Source organism: Paenibacillus mesophilus (assembly GCF_005938385.1).
Classification (GTDB): Bacteria; Bacillota; Bacilli; order Paenibacillales; family NBRC-103111; genus Paenibacillus_AB; species Paenibacillus_AB mesophilus.
Genome location: NZ_VCRA01000029.1, coordinates 1 through 24960, shown reverse-complemented (window position 1 = coordinate 24960; position 24960 = coordinate 1). Strand labels below are relative to the sequence as shown.

The 24960-nt window shown below is 55.5% G+C and carries 21 protein-coding genes; 7 read left to right on the top strand and 14 right to left on the bottom strand.

Going from position 1 to position 24960, the window contains the following annotated elements; genetic code table 11:
- Positions 1 to 196: 196 nt before the first annotated feature.
- From FE783_RS30845 to FE783_RS30820, 6 genes are all read right to left on the bottom strand, one after another.
- Positions 197 to 1816: a stalk domain-containing protein gene (locus FE783_RS30845; protein ID WP_238403319.1), complete on the bottom strand. Its 1620-nt coding sequence runs from the start codon at positions 1814 to 1816 to the stop codon at positions 197 to 199.
- A gap of 173 nt (positions 1817 to 1989) precedes the next feature.
- Positions 1990 to 2688, bottom strand: a complete 699-nt coding sequence (locus tag FE783_RS30840) for a class I SAM-dependent methyltransferase (RefSeq protein WP_138883247.1) — start codon at positions 2686 to 2688, stop codon at positions 1990 to 1992.
- 87 nt (positions 2689 to 2775) lie between these two features.
- A complete protein-coding gene (locus FE783_RS30835; protein ID WP_138883246.1) occupies positions 2776 to 3786 on the bottom strand; it encodes a MerR family transcriptional regulator in 1011 nt (336 codons plus the stop codon).
- 76 nt (positions 3787 to 3862) lie between these two features.
- Positions 3863 to 4009 (bottom strand): sporulation histidine kinase inhibitor Sda, encoded by a 147-nt coding sequence (gene sda, locus FE783_RS30830; RefSeq protein ID WP_138883245.1) that lies wholly within the window; start codon positions 4007 to 4009, stop codon positions 3863 to 3865.
- A gap of 362 nt (positions 4010 to 4371) precedes the next feature.
- Positions 4372 to 5250 carry an aminoglycoside 6-adenylyltransferase gene (locus FE783_RS30825; protein ID WP_138883244.1) on the bottom strand — a complete coding sequence of 293 codons (879 nt, stop codon included), beginning with the start codon at positions 5248 to 5250 and terminating at the stop codon, positions 4372 to 4374.
- Between the two features lie 49 nt (positions 5251 to 5299).
- Positions 5300 to 5482: a hypothetical protein gene (locus FE783_RS30820; RefSeq protein WP_138883243.1), complete on the bottom strand. Its 183-nt coding sequence runs from the start codon at positions 5480 to 5482 to the stop codon at positions 5300 to 5302.
- Between the two features lie 140 nt (positions 5483 to 5622).
- Here FE783_RS30820 and FE783_RS30815 point away from each other — a divergent pair, with 140 nt between their 5' ends.
- Positions 5623 to 6567 carry a dienelactone hydrolase family protein gene (locus FE783_RS30815; protein ID WP_138883242.1) on the top strand — a complete coding sequence of 315 codons (945 nt, stop codon included), beginning with the start codon at positions 5623 to 5625 and terminating at the stop codon, positions 6565 to 6567.
- Positions 6568 to 6634: 67 nt separating this feature from the next.
- Here FE783_RS30815 and FE783_RS30810 read toward each other — a convergent pair whose 3' ends face one another.
- On the bottom strand, positions 6635 to 8008 hold the full coding sequence (locus tag FE783_RS30810; protein ID WP_138883241.1) for a sugar porter family MFS transporter: 1374 nt from the start codon (positions 8006 to 8008) through the stop codon (positions 6635 to 6637).
- An 86-nt stretch (positions 8009 to 8094) separates the two neighbouring features.
- Complete coding sequence (locus tag FE783_RS30805; RefSeq protein WP_138883240.1) at positions 8095 to 9042, bottom strand: acetylxylan esterase; 948 nt, start codon at positions 9040 to 9042, stop codon at positions 8095 to 8097.
- A gap of 164 nt (positions 9043 to 9206) precedes the next feature.
- On the opposite strand from FE783_RS30805, the gene FE783_RS30800 reads away from it, so the two are divergent.
- The 3 genes from FE783_RS30800 to uvrA all read left to right on the top strand — a co-directional run bounded on the left by FE783_RS30800 (position 9207) and on the right by uvrA (position 15422).
- Positions 9207 to 11354, top strand: coding sequence for a YhgE/Pip domain-containing protein (locus tag FE783_RS30800; RefSeq protein ID WP_138883239.1), 2148 nt, complete (start codon positions 9207 to 9209; stop codon positions 11352 to 11354).
- A gap of 129 nt (positions 11355 to 11483) precedes the next feature.
- Positions 11484 to 12416: a hypothetical protein gene (locus tag FE783_RS30795; protein WP_138883238.1), complete on the top strand. Its 933-nt coding sequence runs from the start codon at positions 11484 to 11486 to the stop codon at positions 12414 to 12416.
- Between the two features lie 81 nt (positions 12417 to 12497).
- On the top strand, positions 12498 to 15422 hold the full coding sequence (gene uvrA / locus FE783_RS30790) for an excinuclease ABC subunit UvrA (protein WP_138883237.1): 2925 nt from the start codon (positions 12498 to 12500) through the stop codon (positions 15420 to 15422).
- Positions 15423 to 15538: 116 nt separating this feature from the next.
- Here uvrA and FE783_RS30785 read toward each other — a convergent pair whose 3' ends face one another.
- Together FE783_RS30785 and FE783_RS30780 are read right to left on the bottom strand one after the other, a co-directional pair.
- Entirely contained in the window at positions 15539 to 16744 is a 1206-nt protein-coding gene (locus FE783_RS30785; protein ID WP_138883236.1) for a Gfo/Idh/MocA family protein, read from the bottom strand.
- 46 nt (positions 16745 to 16790) lie between these two features.
- A complete protein-coding gene (locus tag FE783_RS30780; protein ID WP_138883235.1) occupies positions 16791 to 18122 on the bottom strand; it encodes an ABC transporter substrate-binding protein in 1332 nt (443 codons plus the stop codon).
- Between the two features lie 191 nt (positions 18123 to 18313).
- On the opposite strand from FE783_RS30780, the gene FE783_RS30775 reads away from it, so the two are divergent.
- A complete protein-coding gene (locus tag FE783_RS30775) occupies positions 18314 to 19192 on the top strand; it encodes an AraC family transcriptional regulator (RefSeq protein WP_138883234.1) in 879 nt (292 codons plus the stop codon).
- A gap of 56 nt (positions 19193 to 19248) precedes the next feature.
- Here the strand turns inward: FE783_RS30775 and FE783_RS30770 are convergent, their stop codons facing one another.
- Positions 19249 to 19542 (bottom strand): winged helix-turn-helix transcriptional regulator, encoded by a 294-nt coding sequence (locus FE783_RS30770; RefSeq protein WP_138883296.1) that lies wholly within the window; start codon positions 19540 to 19542, stop codon positions 19249 to 19251.
- Between the two features lie 310 nt (positions 19543 to 19852).
- On the opposite strand from FE783_RS30770, the gene FE783_RS30765 reads away from it, so the two are divergent.
- Together FE783_RS30765 and FE783_RS30760 are read left to right on the top strand one after the other, a co-directional pair.
- Positions 19853 to 20791, top strand: coding sequence for an aldo/keto reductase family protein (locus tag FE783_RS30765; RefSeq protein ID WP_138883233.1), 939 nt, complete (start codon positions 19853 to 19855; stop codon positions 20789 to 20791).
- 142 nt (positions 20792 to 20933) lie between these two features.
- Positions 20934 to 21239, top strand: a complete 306-nt coding sequence (locus FE783_RS30760) for a hypothetical protein (RefSeq protein WP_138883232.1) — start codon at positions 20934 to 20936, stop codon at positions 21237 to 21239.
- A 63-nt stretch (positions 21240 to 21302) separates the two neighbouring features.
- Here FE783_RS30760 and FE783_RS30755 read toward each other — a convergent pair whose 3' ends face one another.
- From FE783_RS30755 to FE783_RS30745, 3 genes are all read right to left on the bottom strand, one after another.
- Positions 21303 to 23195: an LTA synthase family protein gene (locus FE783_RS30755; protein WP_138883231.1), complete on the bottom strand. Its 1893-nt coding sequence runs from the start codon at positions 23193 to 23195 to the stop codon at positions 21303 to 21305.
- A gap of 188 nt (positions 23196 to 23383) precedes the next feature.
- Positions 23384 to 23836 (bottom strand): DUF6884 domain-containing protein, encoded by a 453-nt coding sequence (locus FE783_RS30750; RefSeq protein ID WP_138883230.1) that lies wholly within the window; start codon positions 23834 to 23836, stop codon positions 23384 to 23386.
- A 5-nt stretch (positions 23837 to 23841) separates the two neighbouring features.
- Positions 23842 to 24633 (bottom strand): alpha/beta hydrolase, encoded by a 792-nt coding sequence (locus FE783_RS30745; RefSeq protein WP_138883229.1) that lies wholly within the window; start codon positions 24631 to 24633, stop codon positions 23842 to 23844.
- Between the last annotated feature and the right edge of the window lie 327 nt (positions 24634 to 24960).

Below are 24960 nucleotides of genomic sequence, written 5' to 3'. Positions count from 1 at the left end.
AAAACGTCTATCGACGTACTTCAAAGTTGAGCGACCGCGACTTAGCTGAAGTTTTTCTTGGTAAGGAAAGTCTCACTTCGCTTTAACGCTTTAGCGAAGTTAAACTTTCCTTATCGATAATTCGAAAGGAAGGGGAGCAATACCCCTTCCTTTTGCCTCAACTTCGAGCTTCACAACTATAGAATTCCCATTTCGGTCAACCATCTGTAAGCAATCGTTCTGTCAAGCTTCCGTCAGAGTTCAGGGTAGTCTCAAGTATACCTTCGGGTGTGTTCGTGTACAGCGAGTACCCGCTCATATTCTTGCTGTTCGGCTCGTGATGAACAAAGAGCTGTAAGGAAAGCTTTTCGCTTCGAAGAGCCTCACGATCGACAACCGCAAACGCATAGCGACCCGACCGCATGGAATCCGGCACCTTCTGTTCGGGCGACTCGACGGATGGAATCGCTGCATCGGCAAGGAATCGATACTCCCAGCTTCGCGTACCGTTCGAAGTATCGTACACTACCTTGAGCTGATTGCCGAGCAGCGCGCGCACATCGTCTCGGGGTAAGCCCGGCATAAGCTTATCGCGAATTTGCCCGGAGAGCGGCTTTGTCAAATGCAATGTTTTGTCCGCAGCGGTATAATCGACCCGATAGCCCGCTATGGCCGCAAGTTCATTAATCGGCACATACAACCGGCCCTGGTTCACGACCAGCGGATAGGTAAGCTGATGATGCGGCTGGTTATTGAACGAATATTGGATGAACGGGATTAAATCGACCGCAAAAGCGGATATACGGGGCGATGGCTGCACCGGCTGTCCGGAACGCTCCGATCGGATCGTATTGTCGGTCTCCAGCTTAAGCCGCCTTGTTTGGCTATCGTACGCTGCAGATAAGTCCAGTATTTTTCCTACAAGGTCCATCGGATAATAAACAATGCCTTCGTAGCTGATAGGCAAATGGGTCAAACGAGCGTAGCGGCCATTCACTTTCATGTTCAGGTCGGCTACCACATAGCCGAGGGCCGAAGCGGCGTAACCCAGGACCGGAGCTTGAGGATTGAACAGCGGTTCTGTTACAACAAGCAGCGATTTCCCCGACTGGTCCCAGTCTACACGATAACCGGTGATTGTGTTCCAGAAATCGTAAGGCACAAGCACTTGGTTGTCTACCAGCAAAGTCGGATTGGAAAGCGTCGCTAACGTTTCTCCGGCTTGATTCCGTACCTCATTCCCGCCGATCGGGATCTTCCACCGAGCCCCCCATGGAGCGATCGCCGTCACTTCCCAATCAGCGCCATTCCACTCTGCATCCCCTCCAAGCATCGTCATCATCCGGTATAGGGGGAAATAAACACTGTCGCCCAAATAAACCGGTTGAAGGAACTCTTCCCAAGGAGCCACTACCGCAAGCTGATCGTTCAAGGACAGCTCCATGGGCTTGCGGCTAAGCATTCTTTCTACGAGCACCGCTCCACGCGGCACATAAAGTTCGCCCGTTCCGTACTCCGCCTTCCCTTCGATCACGTTACCGCTGATCGTACCGGGACCGTCCAAGTATTTCACAAGACCGTCAATCAGCCGATCCAGCTCCTGCCTGCTCGGTTGCCTGCTACGTAACACATCGGCGGCCAACTCCGCTTTAGGTCCCAGAAGCTCTAGCGTATCCGGTGCGACACCTTGATCCGAAAGAAGCCGAACGGCTTCAACCTCCGCTTGTGTACGCTGGTCGAGCCGCGTCTGCTCGGCCATTGCTCCGGGCGTAAAGTTCGCCAAGAGCGCCGTACCGACTAGCAGCTGCATCGCTGTTTTGAACAAACGTTTTTTCAAACCTCTCCACCTCGATCCACATTTTCCTCAAGCATTTATTCCATTTTCTTGAAATAGACGCTTGGAAATGCGGAAGGTTGCGCTATTCGTGGAAACCATTACCAGATGGGAGCCATTATTTCAATCGGTAAATAAGAGCGACAGCCCCTCAGACTGTCGATAACAGGTTAGCTTCATTCAGTACATTTCGGATGAAGCCACCATACCCCGGCACATTCGGGCAGCCGGACCCAGTTATTCGCCAGTACCCGTTCCGCCATTTCGTCGCCGAAAAAAAATCCCGCCAGCTCCTCGGCTTGACCGATATGCTCGAATTCGTAATCGGTTCGGATCCATCGGTGGGAAAACCCGTACAGATCGGTCAAAGCCGCGTAGTAAGCCCGCAAAAATTCCGGCGGGTCCGGAACCTCCGTACCCGTCCCCAACGTTTCCAGGATAACGATCGTTCCTCCGGGCCGGAGCACCCGCTTCATCTCGCCGATAATCTCGCGCAAATTACGCTCCCATTCGGAGACGCCCGCATTGGCCGAATAACTGATGCTCCAGCCCGACACGATCAAATCCGCGCTTTGGCTGTCCAAGGGCAGCTTGCGGTGATCGGCCACTCCGACGCTCCAATTCGCCAGCCCCACGCTCGCAAGCTTTCCTGCGGCAATGTCCAGCATCGCCCGTGACGCGTCGAGCGCCACAACCGACTTCGCCCTTGCGGCCAGCGCCGCTGCGAGCCTCCCGGTTCCGGCACCGAGGTCCACGACATCCAGACCGTCGAATGCTTTGATCCTTCCGATAATGTCGTCCAAAACCGGCTGTTTGGAAATGAGCAAATCGTATTTCGCCGCTTGTTCCGAATAAATTGTTGCATGATCAGGCAATGGAAATCCCTCCTTCGTTGTGTACGACTCCGATCTTAACGGTTGACGTAACGGGAAGGTCAATCCCCCTTATTGGCGATTTGCCTGCTATCGAATCGGTACCGCATACACAATATGAAGCAGCTCGTTCATCGGGTGGGTTTTGACGATATAATCACGCTGCGTAAGCCAATCGGTCAGCTCCGGCAGAAGGGCGTATTCGCCGTATTCGGGGAAGCTTTCCGCATACGATTCCTTTGTACGATTATCCGGGAACAGCAGGTCGGCGATGCAGACCCGGCCGCGCGGTTTCAGCACTCTGCGCATTTCCTCCAGCGCGAGCCGGATTTGATCTTGGGACAAATGATGAAGGGCGAAACTCGACACGATAAAATCGAATCTCCCCTCCGTATACGGGATGGCGAGCATATTGCCGATTCGCGTCTCCATCTGCGGAAATTTCGCACGGCACCGCTTCAGCATCTGCTCCGATTGGTCCACTCCCGCCATCCTGGCGCCTTGCCGCAGCAGTCTGCCGGCCAAATTCCCCGTTCCCGTGCCGAGATCCAGCCCCTCTTCGGTCGGCAAAGCCGAAATCCAGCCCGCCACCAGATCGAGCGCTTCCGCGTAGCCGGAATATTCGCCCGATTCGCTTTCTACACGCACATCGTGCGTCGAGGCCAAACCGTCGTAGTTCCACCGGTCGTGCCAGTCGCTGCGCTGCTCCCGCCTCGTTCTGGACTGCCCGGCGATCCGGTACAGCTCCTCGACCGGGACCGATTCCCGCTCATTCATGAGCGCAAGCATCCGGTCCGCCGTTTCAATCATTTGCTTCAATTCGATCCATTTGGACGCCATGGCGGAGCGCTGAATTTCCAGATCCCGGCGGAGCGGCCCGCAATCGCCGGCACTATTCGCGGCAAGCGACATGCGGATATATTCGAGCGGCATCCCCGCTTCCCTGAGCGCGATGACGATCTGCAGCCGTTCGACGTCGGCTTCGTCGAAAGAGCGGTATCCGCTCCCGTCTTTGACCGGAGCAAGCAGCCCCTTTTCCTCGTAGAACCGGATCGCTCTCGGCGAAATATGCAGTTTTTCGGCAATTTCTTTGATTTTCATGTCCGAAGCGACCTTCCTTCCTCAATCTTAAAAACATTACCGCAGCGTCAACCGGAGCGGATATAAAACAAAAAGCTCAGTTTGCCTGAGCTTCATAGTACTGTATGTTTAATTTGCGTCTCTTGATTTCCGCCAGCAGCAGCGTTACGAATTCCCGATCGAGCTTCAGGTCAATCGCCTTGTAATAAGAGTCCAGCAATGCTTCGTTACTTAATGTTTTCATGTCCATCACCTTACTTCTTGGGAACTTTAACGGAATAACGTACCTGCTCTCCGACGACCGGGACTTGTCGGTCCAAATGCCCAGGTCGCCAGTCAGGGCGGTCATTCGTTAAGGTCCTTACTTGTTTTTCTATATGGTAACATGGCGCTACAAGCGGAACAACCGCGCCGCTGTCCACAAGAAAGTGTGGATATCTTGTGGGCACGATGTTGATAACTGTCTAAATCTGTATGCGGAACTGGTCGAATCATGTGTATAAAGTTATCAACAGCCGAAAATGCCCGCTTCTCCATAAAAACATTTTATGGAATAATTTAAACTGGTAGATATTGTTGATAGATTTATAGAAAAAAAAAACGCCGTCAAGACGGGTATATTCGGGTTGCGTCGGACGGCAAGCTTTGCACGAGTTTGAGATATTCCGTAACGCGCCGGTCGTCTTGTTCGGGATATTCGTACTGCAGATGCTCTCCGACAAATTTTGCAGTGTCGCGGAACAGCTCCCCCGCCGCAAAAAGCGCCCTCCACATCCCGTCGTAGCTCCCGTCGGCATAAGTAGACAGCAGCCTTTGCCAGCTTTGCGCCGAAAGCCGCTTCTCCAAATATTTGCCGTTTTTGCCTATGCTCACCGAGAAGTCCGTTTGGATGCCTACCTGCCATTCGATCATTTTGAGCAGCATCGGTCTGACGTAATTGTTAAGATGGTCTTGGGCAAATAATAGTTCCCGTCTCCACAAGCCTTTCGCCACATAGGTCGACACCCACCAAAATTCGTTGCAGCAATCGGCGAAAAACTCGGCCGACGGCCGTTTCACCCAATAGTCTTCATCGGTGGGAGGAGCGATTTCGGGCAGACAGCCGTCTTTGTCCAGCAGCACGATCAGCAGCTTATCTTCTTTGCAATATTCCATTCTTTCGTCTAATGGAATCAAGGTCAGGTCGATCCGGGTACCGTCGGTAAACTGCATCATATAGGAGAACCGCCTGCCCAAATCCGGGGGAAACATGGCCATCGCTTCGGGAGTTTGCATAATGATCCGCTCACCGAACACATCGATCCAATCCGGGTTCCGAATGAACGAGTCCATCTCGGTAACGAGGAAGCTGATATCATAATCCTGGAACATATCTTTGGGCGCGTTCGGATTCGTCCGCGAGCCTTCCAACGTTACCGCGCGAATGCGCTCATCCTTGTTTGCTACGTCGAAAATGACAGCCATCATTTCTTTTTCCGTTCTCATAGTCCCTCTCCATCCTCCCCATCGTATATCCGGATCGGCCGCGCCGCCGTCACTCCGGTTCTTCCACTTCCCATGCGATGCTCAGCTTCCGGTCCGCCCATAGTCGGACTACCGCTTCGGCCGCCGCTTCCACTTCTTCCTCGGACAACTCCTCCAGCTTGTTATCCTCAATCTCCACAACGTCTTCCTTCACCTGCTGGCCGTCCACGGACAAACTGATTTTGATTTTCATAAGTCCTCCACGATGTGCAAATTTTCGATAATAGGCCATCCTATGATGCTATTATATCTTTATTTTGTAACAAAAAGACAAATTAGGGTTTTCCGTTCGGGGCTTTCATCCGTTACAATATGAAATGGAGGGGAATGCAGATGGAAATTGATGCACTGGAACCATTTTTAGCGGAGCAAAGGGGAAACCGCAGCCGACTGTATGCCCTGCTCGGACGATTGCCGGCGCGCAACCGGCCGATCGCCGCGAAGACGGTCATGACGGAAGACCGGGGATCGTTCACTTTGGAGAAGCTGTCGCTCGATTTGAACGGAGTCGAACCGGTACCCGCCTATATGCTGTTGCCGAAACAGCCGAAGCCCGGCCGGAACAAACCGCCGGTCATCGTATACCATCATTCGCACGGCGGATTTTACGGCGTAGGCAAGGAAGAGCTTCTTCGTCCCGCACCCTACATGCAGCAGCCCGGATACGGGGAAGCGCTGACAGAGCGGGGATTTGCCGTACTCGCCATCGACAGCTGGGCGTTCGGCGAACGAAGTGGGCGAAGCGAATCGTCCATCTTCAAGGAAATGCTCTGGCAAGGCCGATCCATGCTGGGGATGATGCTGTATGACTCCATTCGGGCTGTCGACTACGTCGCCTCGCGTCCCGACGTGGATGCAGGGCGAATCGGCACGGTCGGCATGTCGATGGGCAGTACGATGGCGTGGTGGCTGGGCGCCCTCGATACGCGGATCAAGGCGGTCGCGGATATTTGCTGCCTAACCGATTTCCACGCGCTGATCCAGGACGGCGGGCTGGACCGCCACGGCATTTATTATTACATACCGGATCTGCTTACCCATTTCAACGCCTCGCAAATTAACGCGCTCATCGCGCCCCGGCCCCATCTGAGCGTGGCTGGCATACGGGATCCGCTCACCCCTGCGGCAGGGCTCGACAAAATCGAACAAGATCTGAATAACGTGTACCGCTCGGTCGGCGCGTCCGACTCTTGGAAGCTGCTGCGCTACGACACGGCGCATGAGGAAACGCCCGAGATGCGCGAGGAAGTGCTGAAATTTTTTGATCGCGTTCTGTAACTGTAAATGAATGTACGGGATGGGGGCTGTCCTTCGGGACAGCCCCCACGCCGCTCTCCAAGACGAATCATCGTCCTCTTTCCTTCCATTGCCGTTCGATTTGCTCCAACGTTTTTCCTTTCGTTTCCGGAACGACCTTCACGCAGAAAAGGACCGAGATCACGGAGATGACTGTAAACAACCAGAACGTGCGGGAGGTGCCGATCCCTTCGATCAGCATCGGAAACGTTTGGGAAACGGCATAGTCGGCCGCCCATAAACTGAACGAAGCGATTGCCGTCGCGCGCCCCCGGATTCGGGTCGGAAATATTTCCGCAATCATCACCCAGACGACCGGGCCAAAGGAAATCGCGAAGGATGCTACGTACAAAAGAATGAAAAATAGAATCATGTAGCCGGTGTTTCCGGTATGAAAGCAGTATCCGATCATAAACAAACAGATCGTCATGGATACCGAGCCGACGACAAGAAGCAATTTCCGGCCGGCTTTATCGATGAGCCACAGCGCGAGCAGCGTAAACCCGAAATTGACGATGCCGATCCACACCGTCTGGGTAAGCGCGGCATCGGTTCCGGCCCCCGTTTGCTTAAAAATTTCCGGAGCGTAATACATGATGGCGTTTATGCCTGTAATTTGCTGCAGAACGGCCAGCACGATTCCGACGAACAGCGGCAGCCGGAGTGCCGGCGACAGCAGCTCCCTCACGGATCCCGCCTCTTCTTCCTTCATATTCAAAATCTCGTCAAGCTCGGATTTGGCCGCCTCCTTGCCGTTCATCCGCTCCAAAATATCGAGCGCCCGAACCGCTTCCTTACGCTTCATCAGCCAGCGCGGCGACTCGGGAATGAACGCAAGCAAAATCAAATAAAGCAAGCCCGGTAAAACGCCGAAGCCGAACATCCAGCGCCAGCCGTACTCAACGTCCCATGCGTCGTCCCCGATGCCGGCAATTCCGGCGTTAATGAAAAAGGTAACGAATATTCCCGTCACGACGGCAAACTGGTAAATCGACACCAGCCGGCCGCGGTTTCTGGCGGGAGAGATTTCCGCTATGTATAGAGGAGACAAGGTCGAAGTCATCCCCACTCCGATGCCTCCGATGATTCTGGCGATCACGAGACCCGTTACGCCGGGCGGAAGCGCCGACAGGAACGCGCCGAGCGAGAACAGGAGCGCGGAGGCGACGAGCATTTTTTTGCGCCCGTATTTGTCGCTAAGCACGCCGGAGCAGGCGGCCCCGATTGTCGCTCCGATAATGAGACTGGAGACGGTCCAACCGACCATTCCCGGCTCTAGATCGAACCTCGTCGTAATAAACCCAATCGCTCCGGATATGACGGCCGTATCGTAGCCGAACAAAAAGCCGCCGATGGCCGCCACAATGGAATAAAGGACCGTGTACCCGTTGAATGCGCGGCTTTTGATCGCAGTTTCGTTCATATAATAGCGTTCCCTTCTCTTTGGGACTGGAGATGCTCATGAACGCTATTATTTCCCTTTTTGGGATCGGTTAAGACAAATCTTTGCTATAGCTTCCGACGTATAAATTCGATCGTTTGCCTGACACGGGAGCCGGCATGCTCGTGTCCCATAAACGGATACGGATGAATTTCTTTCTCGCACGTCATCCGGTTATATGCGGCGTAGATCGTTTCCGGCATGCATACGGTATCTTTCAGCCCTACGGTGACGATGACCGGTATGCGGATGCGTTCCGCCAAGTTCAGTATGTCGAAATAGCCGAGTGTGTCCAACACGGCATCCAGCTTGTCCGGGAACTCGTTCACAAACTGCGACAGCTCGGTCAACGATCCCGTCGAATTTAACAGGCCGAAGTCCATATGGCACATGTTCGGCACGGCCGCTACCGCAAGCGCGGGCTTGTCGCTGAGCGCCGCCGTCAGCAATGCGATTCCCCCGCCTTGGCTCGCCCCTTCGACGACGATTCGCCCGGGATCGATTTCCGGCTGCAGGCTGACCCATTCGACCGCTTTCAGGCTGTCGATCGCGACGGCTCGATAGTAGCAGTTGTATTTGTCCAATATGCCTTGGCTGATCCAGCCTTTCGCCATGCCGTGCGGACTTGCCAGCCGGTTGCCGGTATCGCCTTTCTGGCCGCGAACGTCTACCGCGAACACGGCGTATCCCATCATCAGCCAATGCGCGTACCGTTCCGGGTACCCTCTTCCGCCGGTATAGCCGTGATACGTGACGATGCACGGCACTTTGCTTCCGCCCTCCATCCGCGGCAGCAAAAACCAGCCCGCAATCGGTGTATCGTCGAAGCCTTCGTAACGGACGTCGTACACGTCCATCCATGGAAAGAGCGGCTCCGCCAGCTTCCTCGTATCGTTCAAAGGCTTGTCCGCAAATCGGGCAAGCGTCGTTTCCCAGAACGAATCCAAATCGCTCGGGGCATACCGGTCCGGCATGTACGCTTCCAGAACGGCCAGCCTGTTTCGTATCGCGTTCATATCCAATTCCTCTCCCTTGTTCAAGTCTTTCATCATCATACGACAAAAACGGCGATAAGCGGAACCTGTATCCGGAATCTCGCCTAACCTCCGATAGCGCGTATGGCTTCCCGAACTTCCAACCATACTAAGGCGGAAAATACAGGAAGGGCGGATCCAACGACATGAAGCCGATTCTTCGCATCTATGCTGCCGATATTCGCCGCATCGCCGCCAATTGGGCGGCTGCCGTCATCGTACTCGGTCTTATCGCGCTGCCGTCCCTATACGCCTGGTTCAACATCGCAGCCTCCTGGGATCCTTACAGCCAAACCGGCGGATTGCCGGTTGCCGTGTCCAACCGCGACCAAGGAGCCTCCTTGCGGGGTAAGGCGATCAACCTTGGCAATGAAATCGTCGAGTCGCTTCGGGACAACCGGAATATCGGCTGGACATTTACCGGCGAAGAGCAGGCGATACGCGGCGTGGAGCATGGGGACTACTATGCCTGCATCATTATTCCGGAAAACTTCTCGGCCAAGCTCGGCACCGTGTTGTCGGATAATCCGCAAAAGGCCGAGCTGGTCTATTACGTCAACGAAAAAATAAACGCGGTATCTCCCAAAATTACCGGCAAAGGCGCAAGCGGCATAATCGAGCAAGTAAACCGCAATTTTATCCAGACGGCCAACGGGACGATCTTCCGCATCTTTAATGAGATCGGAATCGAGCTGGAAGCCGGGCTGCCGACCATCCTTACGCTTCGCGACGCCGTCTTCAAGCTGGAAGCGATGATGCCGGAAATCGAGCAAGCCGCGGCAACTGCGGCGGACGATGTGCGCAAGGCGGAACAGATCATCGCCCGCGTACAGGAGCGGCTCCCCGCCGTCGCCCAATTGGCGCAAGATAGCGAGCGGTTGGCCGACCGGCTGACGGCTGCGCTGAACAGCGGTACGAAAGCCGTTGAAGCGGCCGGACCGGACGTGCTGCATAATCTGCAGCTGTTGAAGCTGACCGCGGACGCCGCCGTTCAATTGACGGAGCTTCTTCGCGACGGCAAGGCCGCTCCCGCCGCCGTATCCGCCGAACTGGACCGGATGTCGCGCCGTCTCGGCATCGCTTCGGACGTCTCCGGCTCTTTATTGTCTTTGATGGAACAATTGGGCAAGTTCGCGGGGGCGGATAAGCTCGCTCCCGTTATAACGAAGCTGGGACAAGTCCAGGCGGATTTTCAGCGGCAAAAGGTGTCGGTCGATACGGCCCGTACCGCTCTCGGCAAAGGCGAGAAGCTGTCCGGCGAGCTTATCGACGGGATAGAGGAGCCGGCACGGGAAGCTTCCGGCTTGCTCGGGGATTTGATTGGCCGCTATGATGCGGAAATTCAGCCGTCGATCGTTCAAGGCTTGGACAAAGCGAAGCAAGCGGCCCTCGCCGCCCTCGCAATGCTGAAGGAGGCGAACGTGGGCATTCCCGATGTGCAGCGCATCGTCGGCGAAGCGGCTCAAGGGCTTGCCGCCGGGGAACAAGCGCTGCTGGCCGTAATAGCCCGTATGCCCGCCGTATCCGCCCAAGTGAAGGGCCTTGCCGACCGGATACGGACGTTGGAGCAGCAAGGAAGCTTGGAGGAGCTGATCGCGCTGCTGCGGAGAGACGCGTCCAAGGAAAGCGAGTTTTTCGCGGAGCCGGTCGTGTTGCAAGAAAACCGGCTGTTCCCGATCCCGAACTACGGGTCCGCGATGTCGCCCTTTTTCAGCACGCTGTCGTTATGGGTCGGCGCGCTTTTGCTCGTCTCTCTGCTTTCCGTTGAAGTGCATGCCCCGGACGGAGCGCGGAGCCATCATGTTTATTTCGGACGGTTCCTCACCTTCTGCACGTTCGCCATTCTTCAATCGCTATGCGTGACGGTCGGGGACATCTTGCTTCTCGGGACGTATGTGGCGTCTCCCGGAGCATTTATACTTTATGGGGCTGCGATCAGCGCCGTGTTCATGCTGATCGTATACACGCTCGTATCCGTATTCGGCAACGTCGGCAAAGCGATGGCGATCGTACTGCTCGTGCTGCAGCTGTCCGGCTCCGGCGGAACGTTTCCGATCCAGGTCACGCCGGCTTTCTTCCAGGCGATCCATCCGTTCCTGCCGTTCACCTACGCGATTGGCGCGATGCGCGAAGCGGTCGGCGGAATCGTGCGGGATATCGTCGTCCGCGACTTGTGCATGCTTGGAGTATATGCGGCGCTCGCGCTGGTCGTGGGCTTTACGCTGAAGGAATGGATCAACCGCGCGGGCGCGAAGCTTGTCGCGAAGGCGAAGGCAAGCGGGATCATTCATTAGTATGGAAGCATTTTTCAACATCAGCAGCCAGAAACGATAAAATTTTCCATGGAATGATTTACATGCGAACAAGTGTGCTGTATAGTAAAAGCAAAGACGCAAACCACTCATAAAGGAGCCGTCGACGCTATGGAAAGCGCCACCACTGCCGCCTACAAGGAAGCTTTGAGGTCGTTCGTGGAGAGAATCCGGCAGGACGATCAGATCATCGCGGCGATTTTGCTCGGCAGCCTGTCTTACGACCAGGTGTGGGAGAAGTCGGACATCGATATGAAGCTGATCGTGCACGACCAGAAGCTGGTCAAGCACAGCATGTGCTTTGTCGAGGACGGCATCCCGATCAATGCCACCATCCAGACCCGGGATGAATTCAAGCGCTGGGTGGAGAAGTCGGTGGCTACCTCGTTCAACCACTCTTACCTGCTTAGAGGGACGCTGCTGTTCACCAAGGACAAGTCGCTGGAAGAATACTTCGCGAATATACGCTATATCGGCGAACGCGACCGCCAGCTTCAGCTTCTGCAGCTCGGCTGTCACGTGCTCGGGATGCTCGCCAAGGCGGAGAAATGGTATTACGTCAAGCGCGACCCGGCTTACAGCGCGTTCTGGCAGATCAAAATGATCGATGCGCTGGCGCAAATCGAAGTGATCCGGAACGGTGAAGTCCCGATGCGGGAATGCGTGCAGCAGGCGGCGACCATCAACCCCGACTTTTTCCGGGACATCTACGGCGGGCTTGTCAGCGGGAGTGCCGATGAGGCGAAGGTCAAATCCGCGCTCGACCGGATCGTCGCGTTCATTCAAGAGCGGGAAATGGAGCTCTTCCGTCCGATTCTCGACTATTTGAAGCAGGAAGGGGACGTCCGCTCAATATCGGAAATGGCGGACAAGCTCGGAACGATCGTCCGGCTCGACGCCGGATTTCTGGAAATGGCATGCAGCTGGCTGACCGAACGCGAATACGTGACGCAAATCCCGGTCAGCGTGAAGCCGACGCCCAAGAGCAGGCTTTATCTCGACGAGCCCGGATATATGCTGCTGGACGAAGACGAATTTAATTAAGGGGCTCCCCCAAAAGGAATAGGAGTACGCTTCGATGGCCGACTTCACTTTTGGGGGACCAGAAAGGAGCGAACGCCTTACATGAAAACGAGTATCGAAGTCAGAGGCGCCAGACAGAACAATTTGAAAAATATCGACGTCAACATTCCCCGCGACCGGATGACGGTCATTACGGGAGTCAGCGGATCGGGCAAGTCTTCCTTGGCGTTCGAGGTCATCTACGGGGAAGGGCAGCGGCGGTTTCTGGAATCGCTGTCGACCTTCGCCAAAAGCCGGATGAACCAATTGAAGAAGCCCGATGTGGACTTCGTATTCGGCTTGTCGCCGGTCATCGCGATCGAACAGAAGAAAGGCAATCAGAATCCCCGCTCCACGGTCGGCACGATGACGGACCTGTACGATTTCATGCGGCTGCTGTACGCCTCGTCCGGAGAAGCGTGCTGTCCGTTCTGTCGGCACCCGATCGAGACGAAGACGGCGGGACAGATGATCGACCACGTTCAGTCGCTGCCGACCGGGACCGAACTGGAGGTGCTCGCGCCGATATTCAAGCTGTACGACGAAGATTATCAGACGCTGTTCGACGAGATTCGCTCGAAAGGATTCCGTACGGTCAAGATCGACGGCGCGAACCATAACCTGGGTGATCCGGTGGAGCTCGATGAAGAAACGGACTACCAGATGGAAGTGGTCGTCGATAAGGTCGTCGTGACGCCGGGCTTGTTCAAATCGCTGGCCAAGACGATCGAGAACAGCTTGAGCCTGGTCGGCGACGGGTTTATCCGGTTCGAGATTACGGGGACGCCGGGTGGCAAAGCGGTCGACATGAAAGCGTTTTATAAAGATTTCGGCTGTCCCGAGCATCATCTCGTGCTGGGCGAGCTGCACCCCTCCTACTTCTCCTTCAACGATCCGAACAGCGCCTGCCGGACATGCGGCGGCATCGGGACGTATTTGCGAACGGAGAAGCGGTTCCTGATCCGCAATCCGGAGAAAAGCGTCAGCAAAGGTGCGCTCGATCATTCCCTCTACGGGCCGAGCACGAAGAAGTCGTACCGCGGCATGATCATGCACAGCTTGTTCGCCCATTACGGCTGCAGTCTGGACACGCCTTTCCGCGAACTGCCCGACGACTTCGTCGATATCCTGTTCAACGGGACGAGAGGGGAGCAGTTCCCGCTGATCATGACCGATACCGACTCCCGGCATGCGAAGCGGCAGGTCGGGCAGCTGCGGCGCTATCCCGGGCTCGTGGCCGAGGTGAACCGCTGGTATAAATGGTTCGTCAAGAAGAGAGCCGGCAGCGGCGGCGGCGACAACGAATTTTTCAAGCGGGTCATGGTCGAGAACACTTGCCCGGACTGCGAAGGGAAGAAGCTGAAGCCCCAGCGGTTCTGCGTACGGATCGGCGGCAGAGACATTCACGACTTGTGCAGCACTCCGCTGAAGGAGCTGAAGGCGTTTCTGGGTGGCGTCACCTTTCCCGTCCATAAGCAGCAGGTAGGCAAACAAATCGTCAGCGAGATCGATACGAGGCTTACGCTGCTGATCGAGATCGGCCTCGAATATTTGAACTTGGGCCGCAGATCGGACACGATATCCGGCGGCGAGGCGCAGCGCATCCGGTTGTCCACCCAGATCAGCTCCGGTCTGATGGGCATGCTGTACGTGCTGGACGAGCCGAGCATCGGGCTTCATGCGCGGGACAGCCTGAAAATCGTCCAGACGCTGAAGAAGCTGCGCGACATCGGCAATACGATTATCGTCGTCGAGCACGATATCGATACGATCCGCAGCGCCGATCATATTATCGAGATCGGGCCGGGACCGGGCGAGCGGGGCGGTCAAGTGATCGCGCAAGGGACGGCCGGACAATTGCGCAAGTCGAAGCAGTCACTGACCGGGGCTTTCCTGTCCGGCGCGAGGCGGATCGAGGTTCCTTCGCAGCGGCGGGTTCCCGCCGGCTTGTATCTCAGCATCCGCGGGGCGCGGGCGAACAATTTGCGGAGCGTCGACGTCGACATCCCGCTCGGCGTCCTGACGTGCGTAACCGGCGTGTCCGGCTCCGGCAAGAGCACGCTGATCAACGAGGTCATGTACAAGCAATTGTACGCTGTCTTTCAAGACCAGCGCATCGTGCCGGGCGAGCATGATTCGATCGAAGGCGCCGAGCATTTGACCGGCATCATCAACATCGACCAGTCGCCGATCGGACGCAGCACGCGCTCCAATCCGGCTACGTATGTCGGCTTCTTCGACCGGATCCGGGAGCTGTTCGCGGAGTCGGATGACGCCAAGGAACGGGGACTCGGCAAAAACGAATTCAGCTTCAATCAGAAAACCGGCCGGTGCGAAAGCTGCCAAGGGGAAGGCGTCGTGACGACCCAGCTGCAGTTCATGGCCGACATCGAATCGGTTTGCCCGGCGTGCAAAGGAGCCCGCTTCAACAATGACGTGCTCGAGGTGCGGCTGAAGGGCAAAAACATATCCGAGGTGCTCGATCTGAGCATCGAAGAGGCGGTCGTCTTCTTCAGCGACCAGCCCTATATTTTGCATAAGCTGAATGTGCTGAACCAGCTTGGCTTGGGTTATTTGAAGCTCGGCCAATCGTCCACGACGCTGTCCGGCGGCGAAGCGCAGCGGATCAAGCTGGCGACGGAGATCGGCAAGCTGAAGCGCGGCTCGCACAACCTGTACATCCTGGACGAGCCTACGACGGGGCTGCACCTGCACGACATTCAGAAGCTGATCGATTGCCTCAACCAACTCGTGGATAACGGACATTCCGTGCTCGTCATCGAGCATCATCTCGATGTGATCAAGGTGTCGGATTACTTGATCGACATGGGGCCGGAAGGCGGCAAGGGCGGCGGCTCCGTAGTGGCGCAGGGCACGCCGGAGCAAGTGGCGGCCGTCGAGCAGTCCCATACCGGGAAATTTTTGAAGGAGGTACTGACCTCGGACAACCGGTATTGGAAGGAGCCGGCGCTGTCGGCAAGAAGCTGAACCGGGTAATTAAAGAGACCGAACGCACTCGCACGCGAGTAGGTCCGGTCTCTTTTGCAGCAATAGCACAATCGAAGCAATTAACGGATGCCGACGATTCGGAAGCCGGCTTGCTTTTACCGGACCGCTCCCGCCTTGACGAACACATCATGAACCGGAATATGCACGGGCAGCCCGGTCTCCGCCGATTCGGCGGCGGCGATGGCGATGGCCGCGCTGTCCCGCGCCCCCCATATGCCCGGCATGGCCGGCTCGCCCTTCTTGATCAGGTCGACGAACGTCCGCACGATCGCGTCGTCTCCCCCGCCGTGTCCGCCGGACCGGCGCTCGGGATAGTACGTCTGCACTTCCTTCGAATGCCGCTTCATGACTGTTATTTTGAAATCTTGCTCGTTGTTGTAGAAGCCGATTATTTTCCCTTTCGTACCCGTGAACATAAATTCGCGCGTATATTCCGGCGAGAAATGGCATTCCAAGTAAGAAATCTTCGCTCCGTTGTCGTAGTCGATGACGACAATTCCGTTGTCATGCGTATCGATCTCCTCGGCGTAGACGCACAAATCGTCCTTCAGCCGGACGCCGCCGTAGTCCATCTCCAGCCCTTTGCGGTTGTCTACGTAATAGGCGCATGAGTCCTTCTCGTCGCAGGACCGGCACCGCTTGTCATTCGGCGCGCTGCCGCCGAACACGTCGAGTCCGCTCGAGCAGTACACTTTGACCGGGGACGCGTCGATCAGCCAGTTGGCCAAATCGAGCGAATGCGTTCCTTTTTCGAGGATCAAGCTTTTCACGTAATCCTTGCGCCTTCTCGCACCGTGATAATAGTAATCGCCCCCGACCGACACGTTGTCGATGACGTTCCCGAGCTTGATCTCCCCGATCTCTCCCGATGCGATAATCCGCTTCATGTCTTCCATGAGCGAGCAGTACCGCAGCTCCAGCCCGACCATGAATACCCGCTTCGCCTCGAGCCCGGCTGCCGCCATCCGGTCGCAATCTTCGAGCGACTGCGCCATCGGCTTCTCCAAGTAAACGTGCTTGCCGGCTTTTAGCGCTGCGAGCGTATGCTCCGCATGGGCGTGATCGTTGCTGCAGATGACGACGGCGTCAAGCCCGGGAAGCTGCAGAAACTGCTCCAGCGAATCGGTTGCCGGGATATGATCCCCGAGCTTCTCTTTCGCGAAGTCCAAGTTTTCCTGCCGGATATCGCACAGCCCGACTATCTCGCAATCCGGATGCTTGCCGAAATAAGCGCCTCCGAAATAAATGCCCCGCTTCCCCGTCCCCAATATGCCAATGCCGATTTTCCCGCTGCTAGTCATAATAGTCACCGCACTGCTGCGGTCTCGCCTCCTCTATCCATTCCTTTTATTTTTTCTTTTCCTCGGCGATCGCTTTCTCCGCCTCTTCCGTCGCTAACCGCAGCGCGGTGTTCAAATCGGTCTGGCCGGTTACGACCTCGACGATGCGCGGAGTAAATTTCTGCTCGACGATCAGCTGGTATTTCGATTTTTTCGCCATCGGAGCGAATTGATTGTAAAAGACGGCTTGCCAGTTTTTGTCTTTGAATACCGAGTCTTGCCCGTACGCTTTTTTTACCGCATTATCGCTTATGACCGGCATAATTCCTTGTTTGGAATACGTCATCTGATTTTCCGCGGATACCAAATATTTGATCGCTTCAAGCGCCGCTTCCTTGCTCTTGGCCGACGAAGTTACGCCCATGACGATCGGCGCCGCCTGCGAGCCGATTTTCGGCTTTTCCTTGAACGTAGGCAAGGCGACCAAGTCCCACTGAATTTTCTCCATATCTTTCGGGACAATGAACGGAAACTGCGAGTTGAATACGAACATCGCCAGCTCCTGCGTATTCGTCAGCTCCAGCCGGTACGGAATCCGCTTGAGCGCCGCCGATCGCGCTTTGTAGCCTTGATCCTCGGACGGAGCGATGAACAGCGTCTGGATCAGCTTCTTCCATGTGTCATCCTGGAAGGTCGGCTTATCGGCGTTGTCGGTGTAAGGATGAGACATTTGGTTCGAGCCCAGAATGTGGGCGGGCGATGCCGCCAATCCGAGATATTGCTTGCCGCCTTCGCTGCGGGTCACTTTCTTCGCCAATTCAAGCGTATCGTCCCAAGTCATGCCGTCCTTCGGATACGCCACCCCGAATTGATCGAAGATGCCTTTGTTGTAGAACATCACCTGATTCATGTTCGTAATCGGCAGGCCGTACAGCTTGCCGTCGCCGGACAGCTTGATCCCGTCGATCAAGGTCGGTTCGAACACGTTCAGATCTACCTGCTGCAGCTTGATCAGATCCGTCATATCGAGCTGCATGCCCGGCCCTGTCACCAGCTGGAAAAAATAAGGCGCGCTCGCATACAAAATATCGATGCGTTGTCCTTGAGCGAGCAAATCCGGAAGCGTCTGCCCCTGCTTGGACTGGAAATATTTGATCGTCCAGTTCGGGAACTTTTTCCGTAAAGCGTTTCCATACAAATCGTTAAAAGCTTCCTCGGAATCGCCGCTGTTCGTATGGAATACAACCTCCTGCGGCAGGGTCGGATCGAATTTCGAAGCCGTGGCCGTATCGGCCTTCTTCGGCTTGCCTCCCTCGTCGCCGCTTGAGCCTCCGCATGAAGCGAGCAATGCGGGTATAACGATGCAGCTCAGGCCAATCAGCGCCCCTCTTTTAAACATAGAACCCCTCCTCTTTATTCGGCATTCGTGAAGACGCCCTTCTCCACTATCGTATAAGAGATCGTTAGGGTCATTCTATACATTCTGATGCTGTTTATTGACACGTTCATGCTATATTCCCATAGCCGAGGACATACATGATATAATGAGAGCGAAGTGTAGACGACTGACGCGGAAAGGACGAATGCCGGATGATCCCACTCGAGATGAAGCACGATCCTTCAGTTGGTAATCGATTTCCGTTCAGAATGAGCAGTGTCACTATTCCGAATAACGGCTACCTTGTCTTGCCCCATTGGCACGAGCATCTCGAATTTATAATAATCGTCAGCGGGCGGGTGCTCGTTACGCTGGATAATCAGTCGTTTTACGCTTCCGCGGGCGACATCGTTTATGTGAACAGCAGACGGATTCATTCGGTTCAAGTTACGGACAACGACGGGCAGACGTGGATCAAAGGGATGATTTTCGACCGGTTATTCGTCACCAACTTGCTGGAAGGATTCGAGACGAGGCAGATCTACAATTTGTTCGTCCATACTTGCCGCAACCAAAGCTTGATAAGCGCCTCGCATCCGCTCTGGCAGGAGCTGAACGACTGCATCGTCACCGCCGACCGCGAATATGCCGCGAGAGACATCGGCTACGAGATGGTGATCAAATCGTGCATTTACCGCGTTGTTACGGCTATGCTTCGCCACTATAAGCGTCATTCGCTTCCGATCGGCACCGATTTCAACATGCTGCGGCCTGCACTGGAATATATCGAGGAAAAATTTGCGGAGCGGCTCTCGATTACGGAAATAAGCCGGGTCGCGAAGATGAGCCCGTCGCATTTCAGCAGGTCGTTTAAAAAGATGACCGGCCTCACCTTTACCGACTTTTTGACGGCGACCCGGATCAATATGGCCAAGCAAATGCTCGTCGCCGGCCAACATACGATTACGGAAATCGCCGAGAAAACCGGCTTCTGCAACGTCCACTATTTCGGCAAAGTGTTCAAGGAGTCGACGGGAATGAGCCCGATGCAGTTCAAGAACGACACGATCCGCAATGGGCTGCGAGAGTAAGACTTTCGTTCGTACAATCGGGGGGCGGAGGCGGGGCTAAGCATCACCGTGCAGGATCACGCCCATTTCGCCGCCCAAAGCTTCATTCCTTTGATGATCGGATGCAGATCCTCGCCCTTCGGAGTGAGCGTGTATTCCACAGTCACCGGCACCGTAGGGTAGACGCGCCGCTCGAGCACTCCTTTCTCCTCCATATGACGAAGCGTATTCGTCAGCGCGGTCGGACTGATGTTGTGAATACTCCGCTGCAGCTCTCCGAACCGCTTCGTGCCGCCGAACAGCTCCCGCAGCACCAGAAACGCCCACTTCCCGCCTATCACGTCAAGCGTCTTCTCGATCGAGCACGGGATGCAGGCCGGTTCCTTGGCCGCTTGATCGGCATGCGCCCCCTGCTTGCTCCCGTTTCCTTCATCCGGCCGTTTCCCGGCGGGATATTCCAGCACTTGCTCCAATGGCTTCAGCGATTTGGTCACGTTATGGCCTCCTACTTTTATATAGTTAGTTAAGTTATGTTTAGTAACTTGGCTATTCGTAATTATATCAATCGGATTTTACTACTTTCAAAAGTGTACCAGCTTTTTTTATAATAGAAAAGGGAAGACTCATAAAGTTTTATCAAGAAATGTCCCGCCATATCGGAGCGAAAAGGAGTGGTACGAAATGAAATACCGCAAATTGGCAAATACCGGTCTCAAAGTAAGCGAAATCAGCCTCGGCAGCTGGCTCACCTACGGAGGCTATGTCGAGCGCGAGAACGCGGTCAATTCGATTCGCCGGGCTTACGACTTGGGCATCAACTTTTTCGATACCGCCAACGTATATGAGCGCGGAGCAGCCGAGATCGTCGTAGGCGAAACGTTGAAGGAATACGCCCGCGAGTCCTACGTGCTCGCGACCAAAGTATTTTGGCCGATGGGCGACGGCCCCAACGACCGCGGCTTATCGCGCAAGCACGTCTTCGAGCAGCTGCATGCAAGCTTGAAGCGGCTCGGTACGGACTATGTGGACATTTACTACTGCCACCGCTTCGATCCGGAGACGCCGGTCGAGGAAACGCTGCGCACGATCGACGACTTCGTCAGACAAGGCAAAGTGCTCTATGCCGGCGTCAGCGAATGGACCGCCGCCCAGATGGCCCAGGCGCTCGGAACCGCCGACCGTTACTTGCTCGACCGCATCGTCGTCAACCAGCCGGTATACAATATGTTCAACCGTTACATCGAGAAAGAAGTGATCCCGTTCGGCACGCAGAACGGCATCGGACAAGTCGTATTCTCGCCGCTGGCCCAAGGCTTGCTGACGGGCAAATACAAGTCCGCAAGCGACATTCCGGCCGACAGCCGCGCAGGCAAGCTGGAAAACATGCGCAAAGGGATTACGGAAGAGAAAATCGCGAAGGTCGTTCAGCTCGCCGCGATCGCGGAGGAACTGGGCATATCGGTAGGCCAGCTGGCCATCGCCTGGATTTTGCGTCAGCCGAACGTGGCAAGCGCGCTTGTAGGCGCAAGCCGGCCGGCTCAAGTGGACGAGAACGCCAAGGCGTCCGGTGTCGGGCTGTCCGCGGAAGTGATCGAACGAATCGAGACGATATTGAAGTAAACGTACGCAAAGAACCTCCCGACCGCATCGGCTGCGGAAACGGAGGTTCTTTTTTTTCACGGCTCGTTATGAAATCGTCTTGCCGATTTGCTATAATTATTGCCATCCCTCATGGGGAAGGACCGTCAAGGAGGCGAAAGAGATGGCTTTCGGCATTAACCGCGGCGAGCTGAACCGGTGGAAGGAAGCCGTAACCCGCGGCGAGATCGCCTATTTGACTCATTATTGGCTCGATGCCCGCTTCCCGGACTTCCGTACGGTAACGAAGGTAGGCTGCGCCGATCTGGAGCATTTGTCCGCCTGGTGCTCATCCCATGGCTTGAACCCCCGTTATATTCACAACCGTCCGCCGTTCCCCCACTTCGATCTGATGGGCCGCAAGCAGGTGGAGATTTTGCGTCGCGAGAAGCTGTGGGACCATCTGAAACGGTTCCGGCTGGAGGATTAATAAAGGCCGGCCCGTGTCTCTTCTAAGACATGGACCGGCCTTTTGGCGTAAGCAGTGGCAACCCTACTCCATCACCCGTTTGGGCAATACTTTCATATACTCGTCGGATAATTTCATAAGCGCCATTGCATAGTAGTAATCTTTTTTGTATTTGTTGAAATCGGCGACCGGCTCCAAAGTCGTCAGCGATACGGCTTTGCCGTCCGCGAAGCCTTCCCCCGGGATAAACAAAACGTCGTTGTTGACGAACGATCCGGTAGGCAAATAATAGCGGATGCCGAATACGTTGCGGTCGGTGTTCATCAAATCGCGGCCAAAGTGGACGTACCCGGAGTCCGCGAAAGAAATGCCGAGAAGGTTCGCAACGGTCGGCATCATATCCAGCTGGCCGCCGACTTGCCGGACCGTCTCGCCTTCCGTCTGCCCGGGAACATGTACGATGAACGGCACGTTGAACCGGGTAACGTACTCGTGATACGGGATGCCGAGCAGCCGCGTCACCTCGTCAGGGTCGTTATACTGCGGCTTCAAGCCCGAATGGTCGCCGTACACGACTACGATCGAGCTATCCCACAGGCCGTTTGCCTTCAGCTGCCCGATAAACGTTCCGAGCGCATAATCCGCGTAATTGACCGACTCCAAATATTCCCCGACCTGCGTGTCCTTGTACTTGTCGGAAGTGAGCCGGATATGCTTCCTCTCATCGGGAATGACGAACGGATGGTGGCTCGAGGCGGTAACGAACTGCGCATAGAATGGCGTCCCTTTGGCGGCGAGCGCCGTCAGCTGCTGAATGCCCGTCCGGTACAGCTGCTCGTCCGATGCCCCGAATGCGTTGAATTCGTCGTTATTGAAGTACGGCTTATCGAAGTAACGGTCGAACCCGAGCGCCGGATACATTTTATCGCGGTCCCAGAACCCGACGTCGTTTACGTGAAACGTCACCGATTCATATCCTTCGGCTTTAAGCAGCTTGGGCAGGCCGGGCAGCTCGCGGTTGCCGAAGCCGGTGGACATCGGGATGCTGCCGGCCGGGTACAGAGACGTATTGAACATGAACTCGGCGTCGGACGTATTGCCTTGGCCGATCTGCTGGAACACGTTCGTGAAATAGTAGCTGCTGCCCGCGAGCTCGTTCAGCACCGGCGTCAAGGGCCGTCCTTCGACCGTATAGCCGATCGTGAAATCCTGAAGCGACTCCACCTGTACGACGATCAGGTTTTTGCCCTGCTGCGTTCCGAACAGCTTCGGCTGCTCCTCGCCGTCATCCCGTTTATAAGGAAATTTGGATTGTACCGCTTGAATGATCGAGGACGCCTGCTGCGTGTCCGTAAACTTCGTCTCTCGGCTGTTCTCCCAAGCTTCCAATACGAAGGAGCTTTGATAGTTGAAAAATCCGAGCTTCTCGGCCCGTATGAGTTCGTTGCGCACTTTGCCCTCGGCGCGGATCGACAAGGCCGATACGGTCAAAGCTAAGGCTACGACAGCGGCCATGGACGCCTTCCGAAGCGGAAATGCGCTCCACACCTTGATGCTGCGCCGTCTCCAGACGAACCATAACAGAGCGGCTGCCGCGAGATCGGTGAAAAAAATATAAGTTTCCGGGTGCATCGCCCGCTTCACGCTGTTCGATACTTGCAGCACCTGCTTCAGTCCATACAGCGAAGTGTAGGTCACGATCGAACCGAAATGGGTGTAGTACAGCGTGGCCGCGAACAAAATAAGCGAAGCGATCACGTTCAAGCTCCAGAAGGCGGCTCTCTTCAGCTTCCCCGGCACGAACAGCTCGATCAGCCCGGCGGCCGCCACGACCGACGCAAGGTCGAGTGCGACTCCGCTCCAGTCGATTTTATGATAGATGAACACTCTCAGCACAATCAGCTTGACCCAGATGAAAACGGTTATGCGAAAAAACAGGCTTTTCCACAAGAACGGCGCGGTCCGGTCGTTCCCCATAGCCGACTCCCCCTATTCTCAGAAAACCTTCATCGCGGTATATTACTCCATCAACCTTAATACAACCTTAAAATAGTCGCGGAAAAACACCCCATCCGTAAATTTCATACAATGTTCACCGGTGCGCCGTATGCATACACAGAAAAAAAGCCCGCAACGAATGAATGCATCGTTCGTCGCGAGCGCTTCTAATCGGGCTTCCCAAGCTCCACGGCCCGGTTCAGCTTCTGCAGCATATACCCGATGCCTTTGCAGTCGCCGAGCGGGCGGCTCAGCTTACAGGCCGGGTCCAACACTTCGGACAACACCTTAACGATCTTTTTCCCGCCGAGGACGATGACTTCGGTATAATCGTCAAGCCCCTTATCGGCGATCTGCCGCTTCAGCCGCTCGCAAGACACGATACCTTTGCCTTTATGCTGAAAGCCCAAGTCATAGTTGTCTGGCACGATGTCCTCCGGCAGCAGAAATCCATGCTTGGCCGAAATGATGACCCATCGGTCGGAGAACGCTTCGGCGTACGCTTGGCAAGCTTTGTGAAAAGCCCCCGCATAAGCGTACCGCGCAGCCGTCGGTCCCGCATCCGGAACACGGTCCCATATTTTTTTGGCACCGCATGGAAGGATACATAAAGTAGACATAATCGCTAAAACACTTTGGCCAAAAAAGCTTCGATGGCACTCAACGAATCCAGCTGTGCCTGGGTTTTCACTCCGTAGCCGAAACCATGCGGAACGCCGGGCAATACGACAAGCTCGGACGATACGCCGTACTGCACCAGCTTATCGTGAAAGCGTCTGGAATGCTCGACCGGAATGACCTCGTCGGCATCGCCATGTATGAGCAATGTCACAGGCTCGCTGCCGTCGATCCGGTCGACCGGCGACGCCTCGCGGTAGAACGGCTCCGCATCCGGACCGGTTTTCCCCAGCAGCTTCGCGATTGACGGATTTAACCGGTCCAGATTGTCCTCCGGATGAAGATTCGTCGCCGCGCAATAAAGCACAACCGCTTGCGGCTTCGTCTCCCTGATCCGCACCTCCGGCGTAAACCCGAGGTCGTCATCGGCTGCGATCGTCGCGAGCATTGCCGTAAGATGGCCGCCTGCCGAGGAACCGAGAATGGCGGTCCGGCCTGCGTCGAAGCGGAACCGCACGGCGTTTTCCAGGAAAAAGGACATCGCCAGCCGAACGTCCTCGACCGGGGACGGGTATGTCCAATCGGGCGCCAGACGGTAGCCGGTCGAAGCGCACGAATAGCCTTTCGCGCAGAAATATTCGGCGACGGGATGCCAAGCGGTCCGGTTGCCGCCGTGCCAGCCTCCCCCGTGGATAAACAGAAGTCCGACCCCATTGGCGTTGTCGCCCGGGAGGAACACGTCCATTTTGCGTTGCTCGGTATCTTGCCCGCTATAAATGACATCCATTAGTCGTTCCATGCAGCAGCCTCCATTATAAGTTCGCGTACGTAAGATTGCTTCGTTGCATTGCCCCGGCCGGATTCAATGCGGGGTACAGGCAGTGAGATGGAGTAGTGATCCGGCTTGCGCAAGCTTGATAATGTTCCTGACGGTTTCAGCATACTGAATTCACTCTATGGTTTCAAGATAAAAGGTTCCTAGAGATAAGGTACAAATGAGTTACTACTTAGGTCCCCCCTTTTCAAACGTAGAAAACTTGGTTAATAATGGGTAACCGAGTTCAAATGGAAAAGGGGACCACTGATGAAAATGAGTCCGGAAGAGATCGAACGAATCAGTCACAGT

Excerpts from the sequence above, each read along its gene's own strand:
- FE783_RS30835 (WP_138883246.1), bottom strand. The coding sequence starts at position 3,786 with ATGAAAATCAAAGAAATTGCCGAAAAACTGCATATTTCGCCGAGAGCG.
- sda (WP_138883245.1), bottom strand. The coding sequence starts at position 4,009 with ATGAAAACATTAAGTAACGAAGCATTGCTGGACTCTTATTACAAGGCG.
- FE783_RS30825 (WP_138883244.1), bottom strand. The coding sequence starts at position 5,250 with ATGAGAACGGAAAAAGAAATGATGGCTGTCATTTTCGACGTAGCAAAC.
- FE783_RS30820 (WP_138883243.1), bottom strand. The coding sequence starts at position 5,482 with ATGAAAATCAAAATCAGTTTGTCCGTGGACGGCCAGCAGGTGAAGGAA.
- FE783_RS30815 (WP_138883242.1), top strand. The coding sequence starts at position 5,623 with ATGGAAATTGATGCACTGGAACCATTTTTAGCGGAGCAAAGGGGAAAC.
- FE783_RS30810 (WP_138883241.1), bottom strand. The coding sequence starts at position 8,008 with ATGAACGAAACTGCGATCAAAAGCCGCGCATTCAACGGGTACACGGTC.
- FE783_RS30805 (WP_138883240.1), bottom strand. The coding sequence starts at position 9,042 with ATGAACGCGATACGAAACAGGCTGGCCGTTCTGGAAGCGTACATGCCG.
- FE783_RS30800 (WP_138883239.1), top strand. The coding sequence starts at position 9,207 with ATGAAGCCGATTCTTCGCATCTATGCTGCCGATATTCGCCGCATCGCC.
- FE783_RS30795 (WP_138883238.1), top strand. The coding sequence starts at position 11,484 with ATGGAAAGCGCCACCACTGCCGCCTACAAGGAAGCTTTGAGGTCGTTC.
- uvrA (WP_138883237.1), top strand. The coding sequence starts at position 12,498 with ATGAAAACGAGTATCGAAGTCAGAGGCGCCAGACAGAACAATTTGAAA.
- FE783_RS30785 (WP_138883236.1), bottom strand. The coding sequence starts at position 16,744 with ATGACTAGCAGCGGGAAAATCGGCATTGGCATATTGGGGACGGGGAAG.
- FE783_RS30780 (WP_138883235.1), bottom strand. The coding sequence starts at position 18,122 with ATGTTTAAAAGAGGGGCGCTGATTGGCCTGAGCTGCATCGTTATACCC.
- FE783_RS30775 (WP_138883234.1), top strand. The coding sequence starts at position 18,314 with ATGATCCCACTCGAGATGAAGCACGATCCTTCAGTTGGTAATCGATTT.
- FE783_RS30765 (WP_138883233.1), top strand. The coding sequence starts at position 19,853 with ATGAAATACCGCAAATTGGCAAATACCGGTCTCAAAGTAAGCGAAATC.
- FE783_RS30760 (WP_138883232.1), top strand. The coding sequence starts at position 20,934 with ATGGCTTTCGGCATTAACCGCGGCGAGCTGAACCGGTGGAAGGAAGCC.
- FE783_RS30755 (WP_138883231.1), bottom strand. The coding sequence starts at position 23,195 with ATGGGGAACGACCGGACCGCGCCGTTCTTGTGGAAAAGCCTGTTTTTT.
- FE783_RS30750 (WP_138883230.1), bottom strand. The coding sequence starts at position 23,836 with ATGTCTACTTTATGTATCCTTCCATGCGGTGCCAAAAAAATATGGGAC.
- FE783_RS30745 (WP_138883229.1), bottom strand. The coding sequence starts at position 24,633 with ATGGAACGACTAATGGATGTCATTTATAGCGGGCAAGATACCGAGCAA.